Raw genomic sequence first — 18,951 nt, 5'->3', positions numbered from 1 at the left:
GGAGTAAATACATCTATTACTGTTCAAGCCACCATTTGCCGCAAACTTTGCTGCATGGCGGCTTTAAATGCCGGATCGTTGGCAAGCAGCTTATATAGCTCCAATTCATTGCGTCGATTCTTGAGTATCACGTCTTCGAATATCTTTTCGAACGCCAGGATTCGGGTATGGGCATCGGGATTGTTTTGATATTTTTCCTGGAAATCAGGATGCGCTTTAATACCGTCGGCGATGTTGATGAACTTGATGCGTTGCTCTTCGGGCGTTGCGCCCCAGCCTTGAAACCAGCGTTCGTTAAAACTGCGGATGATTTCATCCAGCGGATCGTATTCCCCGTCACCGCCATGCGTTCCGCGCGGATTCGGGTTGGCGGGCTCCAGTTCGGATTCACTGGCATCCAAGCCAATGCGGTGATTGAGTTTGACGCGCTCCAAACCGTATGACGACAAATCCACGGACTCCAGCAACGCGTCGAATTGACTCGAAACCGGATCTGCGACGATCAGCTTGGGAATCAAGAATTTCAGGAACCAGAACAGTTTTTCCCATCCGACAATTTCAAACGGCATGATGGCGGCCATTTGTCCGTAGATTTTGACGAACTGTTTGGCTTTGATCTTGAAGTCGGCTTTAGCCGGTTCATCCAGCGCCAACTCCTGATTGAAGCGGTCCGCCGCCGTATCGATCAGCGGGCTCAATTGCTGGGCATCGGCATTACTGAAGTACAGTGCGACAAACTGCTCGACCTCGAACCACTCATACACTGCCGCCTCGTCCAGCGCGTCTTTTAATTCATGCAAGACATTGACATCCGTGGCTTCCGACAAGCGCGTGGCGGTGTAAAACGGATCGAAGGCGTTTTTGATGTCGTCCACCGAATTAAAGAAATCCAGGATGAACAAATCTTCGGTTTTCTTGCCCCACCTGGGCGCTGCCCGGTTCAAGCGCGACAAGGCTTGCACCGCCAGCACGCCTTGCAGTTTTTTATCGACGTACATCGCGCACAGTTTGGGCTGATCGAATCCGGTCAAGTATTTATTGGCCACGATCAGCAAGCGGTACTCGTCTTTATCGAAATAATCGCGGGTTTCGTTTTCGGCAAAGCCATTGATCTGCGCTTCGCTGTACTCGATGCCGTCCACTTCTTTGGTGCCGGAAAAGGCAATGGCGACCTTGAACGGATTGCCTTTATCCTTCAATAATTGGCTAATCGCCCGGTAATAACGGATGGCCGCCTCGATATTCTGGGTAATCACCATGCCCTTGGCCTTGCCTTTCAGTTTTTTGCTGTTGACCACCTGCGGAATGAAATGATCCAGCATGATTTCCGCTTTTACGGCAATGGTCTGCTGGTGGCGCTCGACATAGGCGCGCAGTTTTTTCTGCGCCTTGGCGCTGTCGAACAGCGGATTACCGCCGATGGATTTCTGGATCTCGTAATAGCTTTTATAAGTGGTGTAATTGGCCAGCACGTCCAGGATAAAGCCTTCCTCGATCGCCTGTTTCATGGAGTACAAATGAAACGGCTCGAAACTGCCATCGGCTTGTTTAACGCCGAACTTTTCCAGGGTGGTGTTTTTCGGCGTCGCGGTAAAGGCTAAATACGAGGCGTTACCGCGCATTTTTCGGGATTGCATGGCTTGCAGGATTTTATCCTGCGCATCCAGCTCTTCCTCGGCCTGCCCGCTTTTGCCCATCGCCCGGTTCATGTTGTCGTGCGCCGAACCGCTTTGCGAGCTGTGCGCCTCGTCGATGATCACTGCAAAGCGTTTATCGCTCAGATCGGCGATGCCGTCGATGATAAAGGGGAATTTCTGGATGGTGGTGATGATGATTTTCTTGCCCTGTTCCAGGGCGCTTTTCAGCTCGGAAGACTTGAACGCCGGGGCGACGATGTTTTTGACTTCGGAAAAATCCTTGATGTTCTCGCGCAGTTGCTTATCCAGCAGGCGGCGGTCGGTGACCACAATCACCGAATCGAACAGCGGCTTTTCCTGATCCGGCGGATACACTTCAATCAATTGATACGCCGCCCAGGTGATGGAATTGGATTTACCCGACCCCGCCGAATGTTGAATCAGATAGGTTTGCCCGACGCCATTTTGACCGGCATGCGCCACCAGTTCGCGCACCACATCCAGTTGGTGGTAACGCGGGAAAAACAAGGTGCGCTTGTCCAGCGGCTCCTTACTGCTGCCGTCCAATCGTACGAAATGCTGAATGATATTGGCGACGCTGTCCCTGCTGAACATGGCCTGCCATAAATACGCGCTTTTGTGGCCGTCGGGGTTGGGCGGATTGCCGGCGCCGTGGTTATGGCCTTTATTGAACGGCAAAAAGAAGGTGTGCGGCCCTGCCAGTTTGGTGGTCATGTAGATTTCATCGGTATCCACCGCCATGTGCACCAGACAGCGGCCGAATTGCAGCAAAGGCTGGTTGATGTCGCGATCTTCGCGATATTGTTTCTGGCCGTGGTAGCGCGCGGTTTGGCCGGTCCAGGGATTTTTCAGCTCCAGCGTGGCAAACGGCAGCCCGTTGATGAACAGCACCAGATCGATTTCTTCCAGGGTATTGCTCAAGGAATAGCGTACCTGGCGGGTGCTGCTGAAGATGTTGCCGGCGAAGTTTTGCTTCACTTTGTCGGAACTGCTGGCCAGCGGCGCCGGATACATCAGGTGCAAGACGGCATCGTCGACGCTCAAACCCTTTTTCAGCAAATGCAGCAGGCCGTATTTTTTGATCAGCTTATCGAAGCGTTCCAGCACTTTAAGCTGCCAATCGCCGCCGTGCTTTTGCAGCTTTTCCAGTTCTTCATGCTGGGTGCGCTCCAGAAACGCCCAAAAGCGTTTGCTGTCGATGGCGTAACGGGCGTTGAAATCCTGCGGCAAGCCGAGCTGGTAGCCGTGGTTGGGGCTGAAAGGCAGATCGCCCACTTCGGCAACACGCTTTTGCGCTTCCAGACAGGTGCCGGTCAGCTGTTTTTCGATGGCGATTTCCAGTTCTTTCTCGGTGGTTTTGCTGACCATGATGGCGCTCACTTGCTGAATAGACGAGGCTTTGCAGAGTCCGGACGCTCTACAAACAAGTTTGTGGAGTCTATTTTCAAATACAGGCTCCACAAACCGGTTTGTAGCCGATAGGGACTCCTTAAACGATTCATAAAACTTCCATCGTGGTCACGCAGAGCGTGAAATCCATAAAAACTGGTCATCATCAAATGAAGCGCTCTTTGTATAATTTTGATTTGTATAGCAAATAAAAAAGTTACTTAATTCCTACGATTGCACAATCAAATGACCGTCAAATGAAAACAGGTCATGCCCAAAATGGTACATAGCGGTAAGCCTTACGGTTCGCGTTTGGATCGTACAAGCGAATAAGCCCGGATTCAACCGTTTGCTTGATTACTCGGCTGGCAATGGCGCTATTCCCCTCCTCAATATTGAGCCGCTCGCGCAAAGAAGTATTGTTCATGGGCTCCCGGTTGACATATTTCAAACAGCAATGCTGATAACAGGCGCGAACGCGGTCTTCGTAAGCAGACTGCTTGCCGATCAAAGCCGCGGCATTCGCTAACGCGGAAATATATTCACAGGTTCCTTCCGGGGCGTTATTGTGCTTGAACTCCACCCATTCGGTTTCGGCGGGTAACTTCACCAACTCCTTGAGTAAGGACAATAAATACTCATGGCTACGTTCCAAGGTCATTAACCAACATCCTTGCATTCGCGAAGTTCAGTCACTTTGAGCTTGCCGGTCACGGCGCTGTTGATCAGCGTGGCCTTGTATTCCTTGAGTTTGTCGATTTGTTGTTGCTGGATGGCAATGGCTAGCTCGATTTTGGCGGATTGGGTTTCGATGTGGGCGACTATTTCATCTTGTTCGTCTTTTGATGGGAAGCCTAATTCCATATTAAAAAACATATGCGAATAGAATCTCAGGCGAGATGAATGCAAGCCTGTAGAAACCTTATTGTAATGTTCAATATATCCAGTCGTTTTCAATAAAAATTCAAGATAATTTTGATTAAACATATTTTTCATCTGCCGGAATACGCCGTACGATGAACTTACAATTCCGGTTCTATCCGAAACACCTAACGCGCCCATCCACGCCCACATAATGTTGAAAACAAGGTCGCCTTTTTGGCAGGTTTTTGAGCCGGTGTAGTCCTCCGCCATAAACATGGTGACATTCTTTTCAGATCGAGGCGTAACGCCTGTCATGTGCGATACCGAAAGCAACTCCTCTTCACCAGAAACTGAACGCTCATCTATCTCTTTGAATAAATACTTAGCTCGCTTAATTTCCCAATGCTCCGGAATCTCACCGATCCACTCAACGCCGGAATCGCGCATTGGCACATTGGGATCAAAACCACGAGTGATGGCGTTTTGAATCAGGATTTGTTTGCGCTCTTTCAGCAAGGCGATTTGTTGTTCCTTGATCGCCACCGCTTGGTCGATCTGCGCGGTTTTGCGGTTCAGAAAGGCGGCGATGGCGGTTTGTTCAGGGAGAGAGGGTATTAAAAAAGGAATTTCTTTCATCCTTGATTTGGATAAATCCCATTGCCCAATTCTCACACCATCAGATGCGCTTCCAAAAAAAGAAGTATATAGCTTGCTGCGAATTGCTAAATGAAAGAATTTAGGGGCAATTGGTTTGGCAAAAGCGAAGATAAAATAGGCAGGGCTAACGATTCCCGTAAAGTCTGATACCCCATAAGAACCTTGCCAAGCCTTCATTTTATTTATTCCAAACTGCCCATGTTCAAGCACTTTATAATTGCTTAAATCATCTGGAACGAAATTGTGATTTTCGTCTTCATCATCTAGGTTTCGAGTTATAACTCCTTTTTCCCGCGTAATTGAAAGCAAGGGTAAATCTGATCTGTTTTTAACAGATACTGGTTTAAGGCAAGTGCCTAATTTGCTCAATTCCCAATGCGCCGGAATCTCCCCCAACCATTCCACCCCGGAATCCTTATAAACCTCGTAAGTCGGCAGTTCCGCCAGTTGCTCAATCATCGTTTGCCTCGTTCGTTTTATTCAGCACGCGCCTGTAGTTGAATGCGCTCTGGTTTTCTATCGCCAATCAAACGCAATGTGCGGCTCGCTGCATCGCGAATTAAGAAGCTGTCGTCACCCGCCATCCGCAGATTAAATCTCACCGGCCAATTCCAGAACGGTGGCGATTAAATCAGGGCTCAGGTAAATATCCGATTGCTCGATTTTTCTGAGCAATGGCGCAACTTCCGGCACAAAACCTTTGGATTTGGCGGCGAGCAAGATGCCGAGCGAGCCGATGGTGTCGATTTGGTTGATCTTTGCCACTTTGCGGCCCCGCCGGTCATCGATCAATAATTTGTCGGCCGACAGTTGCTTGTAAAGCACCATCGCCTCGGTTTCGCCAGCGTCGGCAAAGGCATCCAGGAATACATAATTGCGCAAATCGACTTGATGCACCTTGCCCTGTAGAAATTGTTTGAGGACTTGCGCTTGTGGCTTATCGGGCTCCGTTGCTTCCCGATACACGGTCTCCGGCACCGCCACGCCGGCAAATAATTGCTCTAACAAATGCAGGCTATCGCAGACCGACAATGCCGCCAGTGCGGAACAATCCGCGACCAAAATCATAACGATTGCATTCCGGCAAGTTCATCCAGCAATTCCTGCCGGCCGATGTCGATGACCGGCACTTGATTTTGCTTACAGGCCGCCATGAAATCGTATATATCCAGATGGGCCAGTTCCGCCGCCTTGGTGATGGTGACCTTGGCGTTTTGAAATAGCCATAATGAATAACTCAAACGCATGTCTTTCTCGATCTCGGCAACGGATTGAAAGTTGACGAAATCATTGGGGAGGTCGATGGCGATTTGCATGGTTTTTTCCTTTAGTGGGCTAACCAGTTGCCTGCATTTTCGATGCGGGTTGGCTCATTGTAAAGCGGCCGGATTGATTCGAGAGCGCTGTCTCCCAAATTACAGTAACCCATATTCAATCGTTCGTAACTATTCGGCATGCGTTTTTAAGTCGAGACCGATGTAGTCGGAAGTGAGGCAAGCCAGTCGAGACACGCGGAAGCGTGTCGGGAAATTAACCACGCGGAAGCGTGTCGGTAAATCAACCACGCTGCAAGTCTACCCCTGGAAGCTTTCTGCGCCCATCCCTGGGCGCAGCAGGCCTCGCCTGAATCACCTCGCTTCCTCTTTGGCGGGTACGCTGTATAGTTACAATCGTTCTAAGAAAGCGCTGATTAAGTCCTTCGACAAGCTCAGGACGAACGGCAAGTAATTGTTTTCGTTCGTGGTGAGCTTGTCGAACCATGAACGAAAACGCTTTATTCAGCGTTTCCCTAAGTACCCATCGTTCAGCATAATCGTCGCCTATAACAGGTTTACGTCTATGCCCAGAATATCCGCAATCAAACCTTCGGCCTGTTTTTCCAACGCAATGATGTCTTTAGCCACCTCATTCATGCTGCGCAGCGGCTTATGCCGATAGAAGTATTTGTTGAAGCTGATTTCGTAACCGATTTTGACTGAATCCAGGTTAATCCAGGCTTCTGCGACATGCGGTTTCACTTCGGCCTGGAAATAGCGGTGAATCGGGTCGTCCAACGGCACCGATTCGCTGTCGCGCAGGTCGGCGTTGGATTCGTACGTGAGGTATTCGCCTTTTTTATCGGCCGGGTAATAGCCGAAATCCGGTAGTTCATCCTTGCTGCAATCCAGGCGATGCAGCAAGACATCAAGCTTGTCGCCGTTGAGTTTGAGCGACTGCGCGATGACTTTTTCGGCGGTTTCGTCGTAGCAACTGACGGCATTGAGGATGGCGTTTTTATCGCTGGCGGTCAGCTTGATCGCTTGCGCCTTGAGTATGGCATCGACGGAGGCCTTGAACTGGTTGAAATCGCCGGACTCGTCGCCGCCAATCGCCGCCATCAGGGCTTGGGCGGTCTGCATCAGGTTTTGTTGTTTCAACCAGGTATCCAGGCTGAGCAACTTGCTGCGATTTTTGGCGTTGAGGCCCAGCTCGTTGTCTTCGCACCAGGCCAGGATGTTTTTTTCGTGTTGCTCCAGGCAGCCGGGTCGATAGACGGCATCGCCCCATTGTTGGTAAATCCACTGCATCGGCTGATTCAGCGCTTTGTCGAAACGTAAGGTTTCAATGCGCGTCTGGCTGAATTGGGCCTTGCGGCGGTCCGGGCGTTCAATCGCGACTTTGTAATAGCCGAAATCGCTGTTGTCGAAAATCTGGGCGGCAATACCCGCATCATCGGTCTGGCGTTCCCGGGTTGCCAATGCCAGGTAGGTATCGACGATTTCCCGGATATGTTCGGGGGCGAATTCGCAGTTTTTGTTGCCGAGATTTTTGCGCAGCTTGCGGTAGAGCCGGCTGGCGTCGATTAACTGCACTTTGCCTTTGCGTTCCGGCGCTTTGCGGTTGGACAGCAACCAGATGTAGGTGGTGATGCCGGTGTTGTAAAACAGGTTGTTGGGTAGCTGGATAATGGCTTCCAGCAAGTCGTTTTCGATGAGGTGACGGCGGATATTGCTTTCGCCGCTGCCGGCATCGCCGGTGAACAGGCTGGAGCCGTTATGCACGGAAGCGATGCGCGAGCCGTGCGGGCTGTTATCCAGCGGCTTCATTTTACTGACCATTTCCATCAGAAACAGCAACTGGCCGTCGCTGGAGCGCGGCGTGGCGTCCAGCGTTTCCTCATTGCCCCAGTAGTCGTTAAGCGTGACCCGAAACCGGGCATCGATCACATCGCCGCCGTCCTTGATGTATTTCTGTTCGCTGGCCCAGCTTTTGCCATAAGGCGGATTGGATAGCATGAAATCAAAGCGGGTGCCGGCGAATTCATCCGTGGACAGCGTGGAACCGGCGCGGATGTTGGCCGGATTGTTGCCCTTGATCATCATGTCGGATTTGCAGATGGCGTAGGTTTCGTCGTTGATTTCCTTGCCGTACAAATAGACGTCGCCGGTCGCGCGTATCGCGCCTTCCTCGTCCTTGATGAAGTTTTGCGACTCGGTGAGCATGCCGCCGGAACCGCAGGCCGGGTCGTAGATGGTCATGACCGGCGGCAGTTGCTCTTTTACCGGATCGAAGATCAAGTGCGTCATCAGTTCGATCACTTCGCGGGGCGTGAAGTGCTCGCCGGCCTCTTCGTTGTTTTCTTCGTTGAATTTCCGGATCAGCTCTTCGAACACATAACCCATGCCCAGATTGGTCAGGGCCGGCAGGCGATTGCCGTCGGGGTCTTCCTTATCGTATGGCGTGAGGTTGATGTACGGCGAGGTAAATTTTTCCAGCACGCCGAGCAAAACATCCTTGCCCGCCATATGGCGCACCTGGGTTTTGAGATTGAATTTGTCGATGATTTCCTTGACGTTGGCGCTGTAGCCGTTCAAATAGTCTTCGACATTCGCCAACAGGATTTGCTGATTGTTGGTGGCGGTTTTCAGCAATTGCGTGAGCGTCCATTTACTGGTGTTGTAAAACACATAGCCGGAGGCATCTTTCAGACCGTTATCGTCCGGTTCGGTCAGGCCCATGTCGTTTTTCTGAAAAGCCAGCTCTTCCAGGACCTTGTCTTTGCTGGGCTCTAACAGCGCATCCAGGCGGCGCAACACCACCATCGGCAGAATCACATCGCGGTATTTGCCGCGAACGTAGACGTCGCGCAAGCAATCGTCGGCGATCGACCAGATAAAGGAAACGAGTTTATTGTGTGCGGCGTGGTTCATGCGCGGGCTTTACTTGTCCGATTCGTAAATAGTAGTCCCTATTCGATAGCGTTTGGGCTTTCAAACTTCGGGAAATTCATAGCCAGGGGCAAACTGGGCACTGGAGACGCCGTAGAGCGCCAGGTGATTTCTTAACCATAAGCGATATTCTTTGCCTTGCAGGCTGTGTCCGGACGAACAATCGACGATCCACTGCCGCAATACATAGCCGGCAACGGCTGCACGCAGCTTTAAATGCAATAGGCCGCCGGTCATCCCGTAATCGTTTTCGATGATCCCGGGATGCTCCTGATTGGGATGCGGCACCAGATCCAACTCTACTATCCTGTTCCATTGGATGTCGGCAGCGGGCAGTTCGTGAGGCAAAACCTGTCCCGTTTCGGCAAGCCGGCTTCTGGAAATCCGAGTAATCACAAAGTCCAGAAAATCGGGTCTTTTACGATCATAGGCGCGAACGTGCCATCGCAAGCCGTCATTGACCAAAGCGAACGGCGCGATTTCGCGTGTCGAAAATCCGCTGCCATGCGAGGCGTAGTCGATGCTGACGATCTTTCGTTGGCGAATCGTTCGAGCAATCGGCGCGAGGATTTCCATCGAAGGCCGGTTAAGCACTTTCGGGAATTCGCATGTCAGCAACGGCTCGCCACTACCGCCGATGCCGTCCCCGAATCCGCGCGATAGCGCCGTTAAGCGGCGCATTCTTAAGATTTTAAAGCATAAATCAACTTTTTGAATAATTTACATAATTTTTTTGATTATATATTATTTCCATGTAGATCACCTTGTAACCTATGGGAAGTGATATGGCTACAAATCCGCCCGCAGGCGACGGTCATCGCAACGGCGCCGTGCGTGAAACATGGCGTTAAACGGAAAAACATGGCGGCATATGGCGGAGCTTTCGGCTTCCTAAAACACTGAATTAAAACAAAATCAGCATAAAAACAAGTAGTTAAAAGCTCGTACTCCGATAATGCGCCAATACCTGACGCTCAAGGCCGAACAGCCCGGCCACCTGCTGTTTTTACCGCATGGAGCACCATATTTGGCTGGAGTAGCGCCCTCACTAATATTAATGTTTATTTACCTTTCAGGTAAATAAACATAGAATAACGAGACTCTTTTGGAGATAAAATTCAAGGACAAAAGGATACGGGCGTTATGTGAAACGCGAGCCGTTGCCGAGAAAAAGCTCGGGGCTGATTGCGCACGCAAACTCAGAGCGCGTCTGGATGATTTGGAGGCGGCAAACAGGGTAAGCGAATTAACGGCCGGCAATCCCCATCCCCTGAAAGGGGGGATCGGTCTGGGCAATTCGCTCTTGATTTGACGCGGGGGTGGCGGCTCGTATTTGCTCCCGACCATAATCCCCTGCCTGTACGCGACGATCGGTCCATAGACTGGTCGCAAGTCACCATAATCTGTATCGAATTCATAGGAGACTACCATGACTGAACTGAGCGCGCCTTATGCGCCGGACTGGGTTTCTCCCCCTGGCGAAACCATCCTCGACATTATCGAAGAACGGGACTGGACTCAAGCCGAATTGGCCCAGCGATTGGGCTACACCACCAAGCACGTTAACCAGCTCATCAAAGGCAAGGTTCCACTCACCGACGATGCAGCCATCAGGCTGGAACGCGTAGTGGGCAGCACCGTTGGCTTCTGGCTGACGCGCGAAGCGAAGTATCGCGAGCGGTGCGCGCGCCTGGATGCCACGGAGAAATTCACCGTCTGGGTTGACTGGCTGGAGCAACTGCCTGTAAAGGAATTGATGAGCGCCGGCGCCATAGCAAAATGCCGCATAGACGCGAAATCAAAACCCGGCATAGTGGAATCGTGCCTGCGCTTTTTTGGCGTCGCCTCCCCCGACGAGTGGCGCAAGCACTATGGTCAGATGCAGGCCGCTTTTCGGCGCAGCAGAGCGGAGCAGAGCGATATCGGCGCCATTTCCGCCTGGTTGCGCATGGGGGAGCAGAATGCCGAGAAACAGGACGGGCCGAAATATGAGCGCGCGCGCTTCGAGGCGGCGCTGGACGAGATGCGAACATTGACCACCCTGCCCCCCGGCGAATTCCTGCCGCGTTTGCGAACATTGTTTCATAGGGCCGGGGTCGCGTTTGTGCTGGTTCCCGGCATACCCAAAGCGCATGTGAGCGGCGTGGCGCGCTGGCTTAATGCGCATCGTCCACTGATCCAGCTCTCGCTCTACGGCAAAACCAACGACAAGTTCTGGTTTACCCTGTTTCATGAAGCGGCACACATACTGCTGCATGCCAAAGAGAAAAAATCGGTTTATCTGGATGACCCGAATCAATCCGGGACGGATTGCATTGAAGAACGTCAAGCCAATGACTGGGCCGGAGATTTCCTGATTCCCGAGCGTTTCGCTTCCGAACTGGCGGATCTGCGCACCCAGTCCGCAGTATGCGATTTCGCCGCAAAAATCGGCATCCATCCAGGAATCGTGGTCGGACGACTCCAGCATGACGGCTTGATTGAGCCTTCGTGGATGAATGATTTGCGGGTGAGTTTCAGGTTTCAAGCGGACGAGTAGCATGTCCGGGAAAAGCCTGAATTTGGCCGGAAAGTGCGGCGTTTCGACCGGATGGCAACCCATATCAATGTGCGTATTTAAGGCCGGGGAGAAAGTGAATTATTGCTGGCAATTTCACCCTGCTGATTCAAAAGCCAAGTTCAACACTATGGTAAAGTATGGTAGTGAAAAAAATATAGCTAAACCTCAAAAAACCCAGTAACCAGGCAGGAAAGGATGGCTTCCGGAGCACTACTAAGACAACTCATCAAGTCAGGTTCTGAGGGCGATTCAGACTCTTTCCGTCGTGTTTCTGAAAAAGTTATTCAGGAAGAACGCGACAAGCAACACCATCTGTTAGCCAATGATCTTGAAAAAATCCTCTACGGTCGGCGCAGTGCTTCTGAGCAAGCAAAGCGCTTTGAATTTTCCAAATTGCCGGAAGATAAAGAGCGTGGCTTAGCCCTTCTCCAGATAAAAGAACCGTTACGCAGAATTGACGACGTCGTTTTGTCGGATGAAAATCGTTCGCTGCTGGATGAAATTCTTGAAGAGCATCATCGTGTTGAAATACTCAGTTCGCATGGTTTATTTCCGGCCGATCGCTTACTGTTCTGCGGCCCGCCCGGATGCGGCAAAACACTATCGGCGGAAATGGTTGCCGCTGAACTGGGCTTGCCCTTGGCGATTGTACGAATTGATAGCGTTGTGTCCTCTTATTTGGGAGAAACGGCGGCAAATCTGCGTAAAGTATTCGATTTTATTGCATCTGTCCCTATGGTGGTCTTATTCGATGAGTTTGACGCTCTGGCCAAAGATCGCGCCGATAGTGCCGAACATGGCGAATTAAAACGAGTGGTTAATGCTTTTCTACAAATGCTTGATGCCTATGACGGTAAAAGCCTATTAGTTGCGGCCACCAATCACGAAGGCATTCTGGACTCGGCTATTTGGCGACGCTTTGATGAAGTGCTGGTGTTCGAAGCCCCTAATTCTGAACAGCTCAAACGCTTACTTACCATCAAGCTTAAAGGGGTACGCCGTGAGTTTGAAGTTGATGACAGCAAAATAACATGTCTTTTCAAAGGAATGTCGCATGCGGATGTCGAAAGAGTTCTACGCCGAGCCATTAAGGAAATGGTTTTATCCGGTAAAGAGTTTTTGACGGAACGCCATATTAAGTCAGCCATGCGGCGGGAAGAAGCAAGAAGGAATCGGGTTTCCAAACAGGAACAGATTGCATGACATCAAGTTACCCACATTTGCCGCTGCAACGTGAGGAACCGATCACAGAGAAAAGGCCCCGTGGAGTTCCAATACCCCAACCACCAGCAGACCCGGCAGCGCACGCTAGAAATCTAGGTTTACAGCTACAAAAAACCATCCAGCAAACCGGGCAAGATATAGGCGGTTTTGATGACCGTCGGCTGTTTCGTTTCACTGTGGACAAAGGTTTCAACCCGGATCAACTGAAAAATATTTCTACGGAAATCGAATTCATCAGCCAAGAGAACGATGAGGTTGTGGTCGTTTTCGTTAGCCAATCGGCTTTGCAATCGTTTGAAGCCAGATTGGCTTCGATTGCTCAAGGTGATGCCGTCAAATATAAGGAAATCTATTATGCCTTACAAGGCATGTCAGCTTGGACACCGGACGATAGAGCCAGCTGGTCGTTAAAGCAGGAAGGTTTTCCTCAAACAGAAACTTTTTATCTTGACCTTGAACTTTGGCCGATTGAGGATAACGCTAGGGAACGCCATCTGCTTTGGAGCAAATTTGAATCATGGCTGAAAGAAAACGGCATGGAGTCTTTTGATAGCGTTAAACAGCCTGGGCTAACGCTCTATCGAGTTCGCTGCGATCGCCTGCAAGCTGAAGAAAAACTTCTGCATCATCGCGATATACGTATTGTTGATTTACCTCCGCGATTTGGTCTGGATAGAAGACATCTCGTCCTGGATATTCAGGAACTCCCGATTCCTCCTTCACCGTTACCCAATGCTCCCGGTGTTGTGGTTCTGGATAGCGGGCTTGCAACCGGCCATCCTTTGTTAGGGCCGGCGGTGGGCGATGCGCAGAGTTTTTTACCCGGTCATATGGCGGCAGACGAGAGTGGGCACGGTACGCATGTCGCCGGGATTGCGCTGTATGGCGATTTGGAAAAATCAATTGCGGCGGGTACGTTTATACCCGAATTGCGCCTTTTTAGTGGCCGTATCCTGGATAAGGACAACGAAAACAACGGTCTGATCGAAAACCATATTGATGCTGCCGTTCGCTACTTTGTCGATCACTATAATTGCCGCATTTTCAACCTTTCTTTCGGCGACAGCCGCAAACCCTACCTGGGCGGACATGTACGCGGTCTGGCATATACCCTGGACAGGTTATCGCGTGAACTGGGTGTTTTATTTGTCGTTTCTGCCGGTAATGTATCGCTTGGTCAAATTGATGGTTTGGCCTGGAAACAAGGCTATCCACAGTATTTAACTCATGACGATTGGTCGATTATTGACCCGGCCACGGCGCTTAATGCGCTGACTGTCGGCAGCTTGGCGCGTTGGGAATCCAGTTTAAATACGCAACGTTTCCCCAATGATCCTGCAGAATTACCCATAGCCAAAACCGAACAGCCTTCGCCTTTTACCCGTCATGGCCCAACGGTAGGCGGCGCAATAAAACCTGAACTGGTCGCTTTCGGCGGTAATTGGGTTTTGAATGCACGGAACCGTGTAAATCATATTCACGATCAAGGTCTTGGTGAACTTTCGACCAATCTTGATTTCGCCCAAGGCAATTTGTTGGGGCTTAAATGTGGCACCAGTTTTGCTGCACCCCATATCAGCCATTTAGCCGCCAAAATACTATCCGAACATCCGAAAGCCAGCGCTAATTTGCTACGCGCTTTATTGGTGACCCATGCTGCTATACCAAAATCAGCGCTTGAAATTATTGATGATGAGAAGTCGTTAAGAAAAGTATTGGGGTACGGTCATATCGACGCGCGAGCGTTGCTTAAATCCCTGGAAAACGAAGTTACCCTGGTTACCGACGGTCAAATAGAGAACAAGCGCCACCACTTTTACGAATTGTTGGTGCCAGACGATTTTGTTTCATCCGGCAAAAGAGTCCGCGAAATATCGGTGAGTCTGGCTCATACTCCGCCGGTCCGATCGACACGCGTCACTTATAAGGCTACGCGCCTGGATTACCGTTTAGTTGCTGCTCCCGATCTTGAGCACGCAGTCAACATGTTCAACAAGGCGACCAGCAAGGAAAATTTCGAAAATATTCCGGAATTAACCGGAGCAAGCGTTGGCAGAAGTCTCAGAAGCAAAGGCACAGCACAGTCTGCAACGTGGCAATTCAAGCAGTTCAACAGTATCTCAAAATTAAAAACCGGCAGGTTGTTTGTCGTTGTCACCAGAAATGATCATCCCTGGGGCGAGGCGGATACCAAAACATTGGAGGAATATTCTCTGGTGGTCTGTTTGCGCGACCGCGAAAATCAGCAGGCCAAACTATACAGTCAAATTCAGAGCCGTTTGCAACAGCGTCAACGCGCTAGAGTACGGGGATAGCTGTATCAAAGGAATCGAAAATGCTTACAGCGTATTTCCGGTGACAGTGGATACCGAGCTTTAAAACATTAAGACCCATATGACCAAACAAGAACAAGGCGATCTCTCCCGCCATACCCCGATGATGCGCCAATACCTGGCGCTCAAGGCCGAACAGCCCGACCGCCTGCTGTTTTACCGCATGGGCGATTTTTACGAGCTGTTTTTCGAGGATGCGCGCAAGGCGTCGCAACTGCTCGATCTGACCCTGACCAGCCGCGGCGAATCGGGCGGACTGGCGATACCGATGGCCGGATTGCCGCACCATGCGGTCGAAGGTTATCTCGCGCGATTGATACGCATGGGCGAATCGGTGGCGATCTGCGAGCAGATCGGCGATCCGGCCACCAGCAAAGGGCCGGTGGAACGTAAAGTGGTGCGCATCGTTACCCCCGGCACAGTGACCGACGAAGCTTTGCTGGAAGACCGGCGAGATAATTTGCTGGCGGCGCTGATCGCGTTCGACGGACGCTTCGGGCTGGCCTATCTCGATCTGACCAGCGGGCGCTTTACCTTGCAGGAACCGGAAACGCCGGAACGTTTGTTCGGCGAGCTGGAGCGCATCAACCCGGTGGAATTGCTGATCGACGAGGAATGGAAACTGCCGCCGGCGCTGAGTACGCGCAAGGGGCTGGTGCGGCGTCCGCCCTGGCATTTCGATGCGGCCAGCGCGCGTCAACTGCTGCTGCGCCAGTTCGGCACGCGCGATTTGGCCGGTTTCGGCTGCGAACACGCGGAAGCCGCCATCGCCGCCGCGGGCTGCCTGCTGCAATACGTGCAGGATACGCAACGCAGCGCGCTGCCGCATCTGCAGCACCTGCGCTTCGACACTGGCGCGGACAACATCCTGCTCGACGCCGCCAGCCGCCGCAATCTGGAGCTGGATTATCACCCTTCCGGGCGCAGCGATTTCACGCTGCTCGGCGTACTCGACCGCAGCTCGACGGCGATGGGCAGTCGCACGCTGCGCCGCTGGCTGCACAGTCCGCTGCGCGATCAGCAACGCCTGAAAAACCGTTATCTGGCGATAGACCAGCTGCTGGGCAGCGACAACGTGCATAGCGTGCGCGAACGGCTCAACCGTATCGGCGATGTCGAACGCATCGCCACGCGCATCGCGCTGAAATCGGCGCGTCCGCGCGATCTGACCACCTTGAAAACCTCACTGGCGGTATTGCCGGAACTGCGCGGGCAGTTGCAAGGCTTGGACAGCCCGCTGCTGCTCGAACTCAGCGAACGCATCGGCGAATTCCCAGATCTGGTGGCCTTGCTCGAAAGCGCACTGGTCGAGAACCCGCCGATGCTGATCCGCGACGGCGGCGTGATCCGGGAAGGCTATCACGCCGAACTCGACGAACTGCGCAACCTGAGCCAGAACGCAGACCAATATCTGCTGGACATGGAGCAGCGCGAGCGCGAGCGCACCGGCATCAACGGACTGAAGGTCAGCTACAACCGCGTGCACGGTTTCTATCTGGAAATCTCGCGGCTGCACGCCGACAAAATTCCCGCCGACTATATCCGCAAGCAGACGCTGAAAGGCGCGGAGCGCTACATCACGCCCGAACTGAAAGAATTCGAAGACAAGGTGCTGAGCGCGCGCGAAAAGGCGCTGGGTTTCGAGAAAGCGCTGTACGACGCGCTGCTCGACCGGCTCGGGCAGGACATCGGCCTGCTGCAGACTTCCGCGTCCGGCATCGCCGAACTGGATGTGCTGAGCAACTTCGCCGAACGCGCCGAAGCGCTGCGCCTGAACGCGCCGTCGCTGGTGGACGCTCCCGGTTTGCGCATCGTCGGCGGCAGGCATCCGGTGGTGGAACAGCTCACCGAAAACCCGTTCGTACCCAACGACCTGACTTTTTCACCCGACTGCCGCATGCTGATCATCACCGGTCCGAACATGGGCGGTAAGTCGACCTATATGCGTCAATCGGCATTGATCGTGCTGATGGCGCATATCGGCTGCTATGTACCCGCCGAGTCGGCGGAAATCGGCCCGATCGACCGCATTTTCACCCGCATCGGCGCATCCGACGACCTCGCCAGCGGACGCTCGACCTTCATGGTGGAAATGACCGAAACCGCCAACATCCTGCACAACGCCACCCCCAACAGCCTGGTGCTGATGGACGAAGTCGGACGCGGCACCAGCACCTTCGACGGCCTGTCGCTGGCCTGGGCCTGCGCCGAATATCTGGCGCGGCAGATCAAGGCCTACACGCTGTTCGCGACACATTATTTCGAACTGACCACGCTCGCCGAGGAACATGCCGACATCCGCAACGTCCACCTCGACGCGGTGGAGCATGGCGATAAAATCGTCTTTCTGCACGCGGTCAAGGACGGCCCGGCCAATCAAAGCTACGGCCTGCAGGTCGCCGCGCTCGCCGGCGTGCCGAAAGCCGTCATCACATGCGCGCGCAACAAGCTGGTCACACTGGAAAAACAGGCCCACGCCGTAGCGAATCATCAGCCGGTCGCCGCAGGACAAGCCTATCAGTTCGACCTGTTTGCCGAAGCGGAGCCGCATCCGGCGGTAACGCGGCTGGAAGATATACACCCTGATGAGCTGAGTCCCAAGCAGGCGCTGGAGTTGTTGTATGAGTTGAAGGGGCTGTTATAAAACTCGTAACCATTCAGCGAGTGCTTTAGAGTCAGGGTAGCACTGTGACTCAGGTAGCCTCGTAAGTTTATAGGCTTTCTTGTACAATTCTCAAAGATTTCTGTTTTGCTACAACTAGGCTTTTCATACACAGGCATTGGACCTGATTGAGGATATAGTCTCCGTTCGTGTAATCACAGACGTATGAACATATCAAGAGAGGCATGGAGAAGCTCATGGCGCAGGCTGATCTTTTAGTAACATTGCTTAAAAGCGCAACCAACAACGATCAACAAACTTTCCGCAAAGCGGCGGAAGATCTTATACAAGAAGAAAAATCAAAAGGCCACCGCATTTTGGCTGACCGCCTGATTAAATCATTACAACCCGATGCATTTCAAGTTAGTCGCTCGAGTTTTTTTAAAGCCGAATCAAGTAATGGACCGCTGAAAGATTTGGTATATGAGACGGTTCCTGAACGCACTTTAAATAGTCTTGTTCTTTCAGAGAAAGTTGCCTTTCAAATTAGAGAGTTGGTGGAGGAGCAGCATCGCGCTGAATTGCTGCATGCTCACAATTTATCGCCTCGAAACCGTATTCTGCTCTCGGGACCGCCCGGTAACGGTAAAACCACTTTAGCTGAAGCTTTGGCATGCGAGCTGATGTACCCGCTCATTATCATTCGCTATGAAACATTGGTGGGGAGTTACCTGGGCGAGACATCCAACCGGCTTAAGCAGGTCTTGGATTACGCTCGCACACAACGCTGCGTACTTTTCTTCGACGAATTCGAAACCCTTGGCAAGGAAAGAGGAGACACTCACGAAACAGGAGAAATCAAGCGGGTTGTCAGCTCATTGCTGCTCCAAATGGATGGATTGCCGGATTATGTCGTTGTTGTAGCGGCCAGCAACCATCCAGAGCTGCTTGACCGGGCCGTATGGCGCAGATTTCAATTGCGTATCGAGCTTCCGCTCCCGACTCGGGAGCAGTTGGCTCATTTTATTGCGGCCATCGGCCAACGCACCCAGACCAATTTCGGTTATACGCCGGAAACTATGGCAAAACATTTGCTCGGATCGAATTTTTCGGACGTAGAAGAGTTTTGTCTCGACGTGGTACGCCGCGCAGTACTCGATAGAAAAACAGATAGCGCGAAACAAATTACCAAGCTGAAGTTAGAACAATGGAAAAGCCGTTTGGCTCCAGCAAGAGATACTGAAATAACTCGCACGGATGGAGAGTAAGAAATGGCAGACCAGCTTGATAGCATCATGCTTGTGAGGAAAACGATGATTAAATCAAAATCCACTGGTAGCGGAAGTATAAAATCAATGGGTTGCCGTGCACTTTTGTGACAAAAACGATTTTATCGATGTTTTCTTAGGCGGTTAATTATACTATTTTCTACTAAAATAGAATGATTGCTTGTTCA

12 protein-coding genes are annotated in these 18,951 nt (G+C 51.9%); 5 read left to right on the top strand and 7 right to left on the bottom strand.

Annotation, left to right across the window (positions count from 1 at the left end):
* Positions 1–23: 23 nt before the first annotated feature.
* The 7 genes from F6R98_RS19995 to F6R98_RS19965 form a co-directional block, all read right to left on the bottom strand.
* Positions 24–3,026: a type I restriction endonuclease subunit R gene (locus F6R98_RS19995; RefSeq protein ID WP_153250578.1), complete on the bottom strand. Its 3,003-nt coding sequence runs from the start codon at positions 3,024–3,026 to the stop codon at positions 24–26.
* A gap of 289 nt (positions 3,027–3,315) precedes the next feature.
* The gene (locus F6R98_RS22300; protein WP_228124989.1) at positions 3,316–3,708 is read right to left on the bottom strand and encodes a putative DNA binding domain-containing protein; all 393 of its coding nucleotides are present in this window, start codon (positions 3,706–3,708) and stop codon (positions 3,316–3,318) included.
* Positions 3,708–5,027 (bottom strand): restriction endonuclease subunit S, encoded by a 1,320-nt coding sequence (locus tag F6R98_RS19985; RefSeq protein WP_153250577.1) that lies wholly within the window; start codon positions 5,025–5,027, stop codon positions 3,708–3,710. Before F6R98_RS19985 ends, F6R98_RS22300 begins: the two co-directional genes overlap by 1 nt.
* Positions 5,028–5,159: 132 nt before the next feature.
* Positions 5,160–5,636 carry a DUF3368 domain-containing protein gene (locus F6R98_RS19980; RefSeq protein ID WP_153250576.1) on the bottom strand — a complete coding sequence of 159 codons (477 nt, stop codon included), beginning with the start codon at positions 5,634–5,636 and terminating at the stop codon, positions 5,160–5,162.
* Complete coding sequence (locus F6R98_RS19975) at positions 5,633–5,884, bottom strand: UPF0175 family protein (protein ID WP_153250575.1); 252 nt, start codon at positions 5,882–5,884, stop codon at positions 5,633–5,635. The genes F6R98_RS19980 and F6R98_RS19975 overlap by 4 nt, the downstream gene beginning before the upstream one ends.
* A gap of 504 nt (positions 5,885–6,388) precedes the next feature.
* Positions 6,389–8,758, bottom strand: a complete 2,370-nt coding sequence (locus tag F6R98_RS19970; RefSeq protein ID WP_153250574.1) for a type I restriction-modification system subunit M — start codon at positions 8,756–8,758, stop codon at positions 6,389–6,391.
* Positions 8,759–8,818: 60 nt separating this feature from the next.
* Positions 8,819–9,457, bottom strand: a complete 639-nt coding sequence (locus F6R98_RS19965) for a WYL domain-containing protein (RefSeq protein ID WP_153250573.1) — start codon at positions 9,455–9,457, stop codon at positions 8,819–8,821.
* Between the two features lie 748 nt (positions 9,458–10,205).
* Here F6R98_RS19965 and F6R98_RS19960 point away from each other — a divergent pair.
* From F6R98_RS19960 to F6R98_RS19940, 5 genes are all read left to right on the top strand, one after another.
* A complete protein-coding gene (locus F6R98_RS19960; RefSeq protein ID WP_153250572.1) occupies positions 10,206–11,315 on the top strand; it encodes an ImmA/IrrE family metallo-endopeptidase in 1,110 nt (369 codons plus the stop codon).
* Positions 11,316–11,531: 216 nt separating this feature from the next.
* Positions 11,532–12,539, top strand: coding sequence for an AAA family ATPase (locus F6R98_RS19955; protein ID WP_153250571.1), 1,008 nt, complete (start codon positions 11,532–11,534; stop codon positions 12,537–12,539).
* Positions 12,536–14,875 carry a S8 family peptidase gene (locus F6R98_RS19950; RefSeq protein WP_228124988.1) on the top strand — a complete coding sequence of 780 codons (2,340 nt, stop codon included), beginning with the start codon at positions 12,536–12,538 and terminating at the stop codon, positions 14,873–14,875. Before F6R98_RS19955 ends, F6R98_RS19950 begins: the two co-directional genes overlap by 4 nt.
* 79 nt (positions 14,876–14,954) lie before the next feature.
* On the top strand, positions 14,955–17,537 hold the full coding sequence (gene mutS, locus F6R98_RS19945; protein ID WP_228124987.1) for a DNA mismatch repair protein MutS: 2,583 nt from the start codon (positions 14,955–14,957) through the stop codon (positions 17,535–17,537).
* Between the two features lie 215 nt (positions 17,538–17,752).
* Positions 17,753–18,763 carry an AAA family ATPase gene (locus F6R98_RS19940; protein ID WP_153251163.1) on the top strand — a complete coding sequence of 337 codons (1,011 nt, stop codon included), beginning with the start codon at positions 17,753–17,755 and terminating at the stop codon, positions 18,761–18,763.
* Positions 18,764–18,951 lie beyond the last annotated feature (188 nt).

The organism is Candidatus Methylospira mobilis (assembly GCF_009498235.1).
GTDB classification, from domain to species: domain Bacteria; phylum Pseudomonadota; class Gammaproteobacteria; order Methylococcales; family Methylococcaceae; genus Methylospira; species Methylospira mobilis.
Note: the sequence above shows the minus strand (reverse complement) of the source record. Positions and strands in the feature narration are given on the sequence as shown.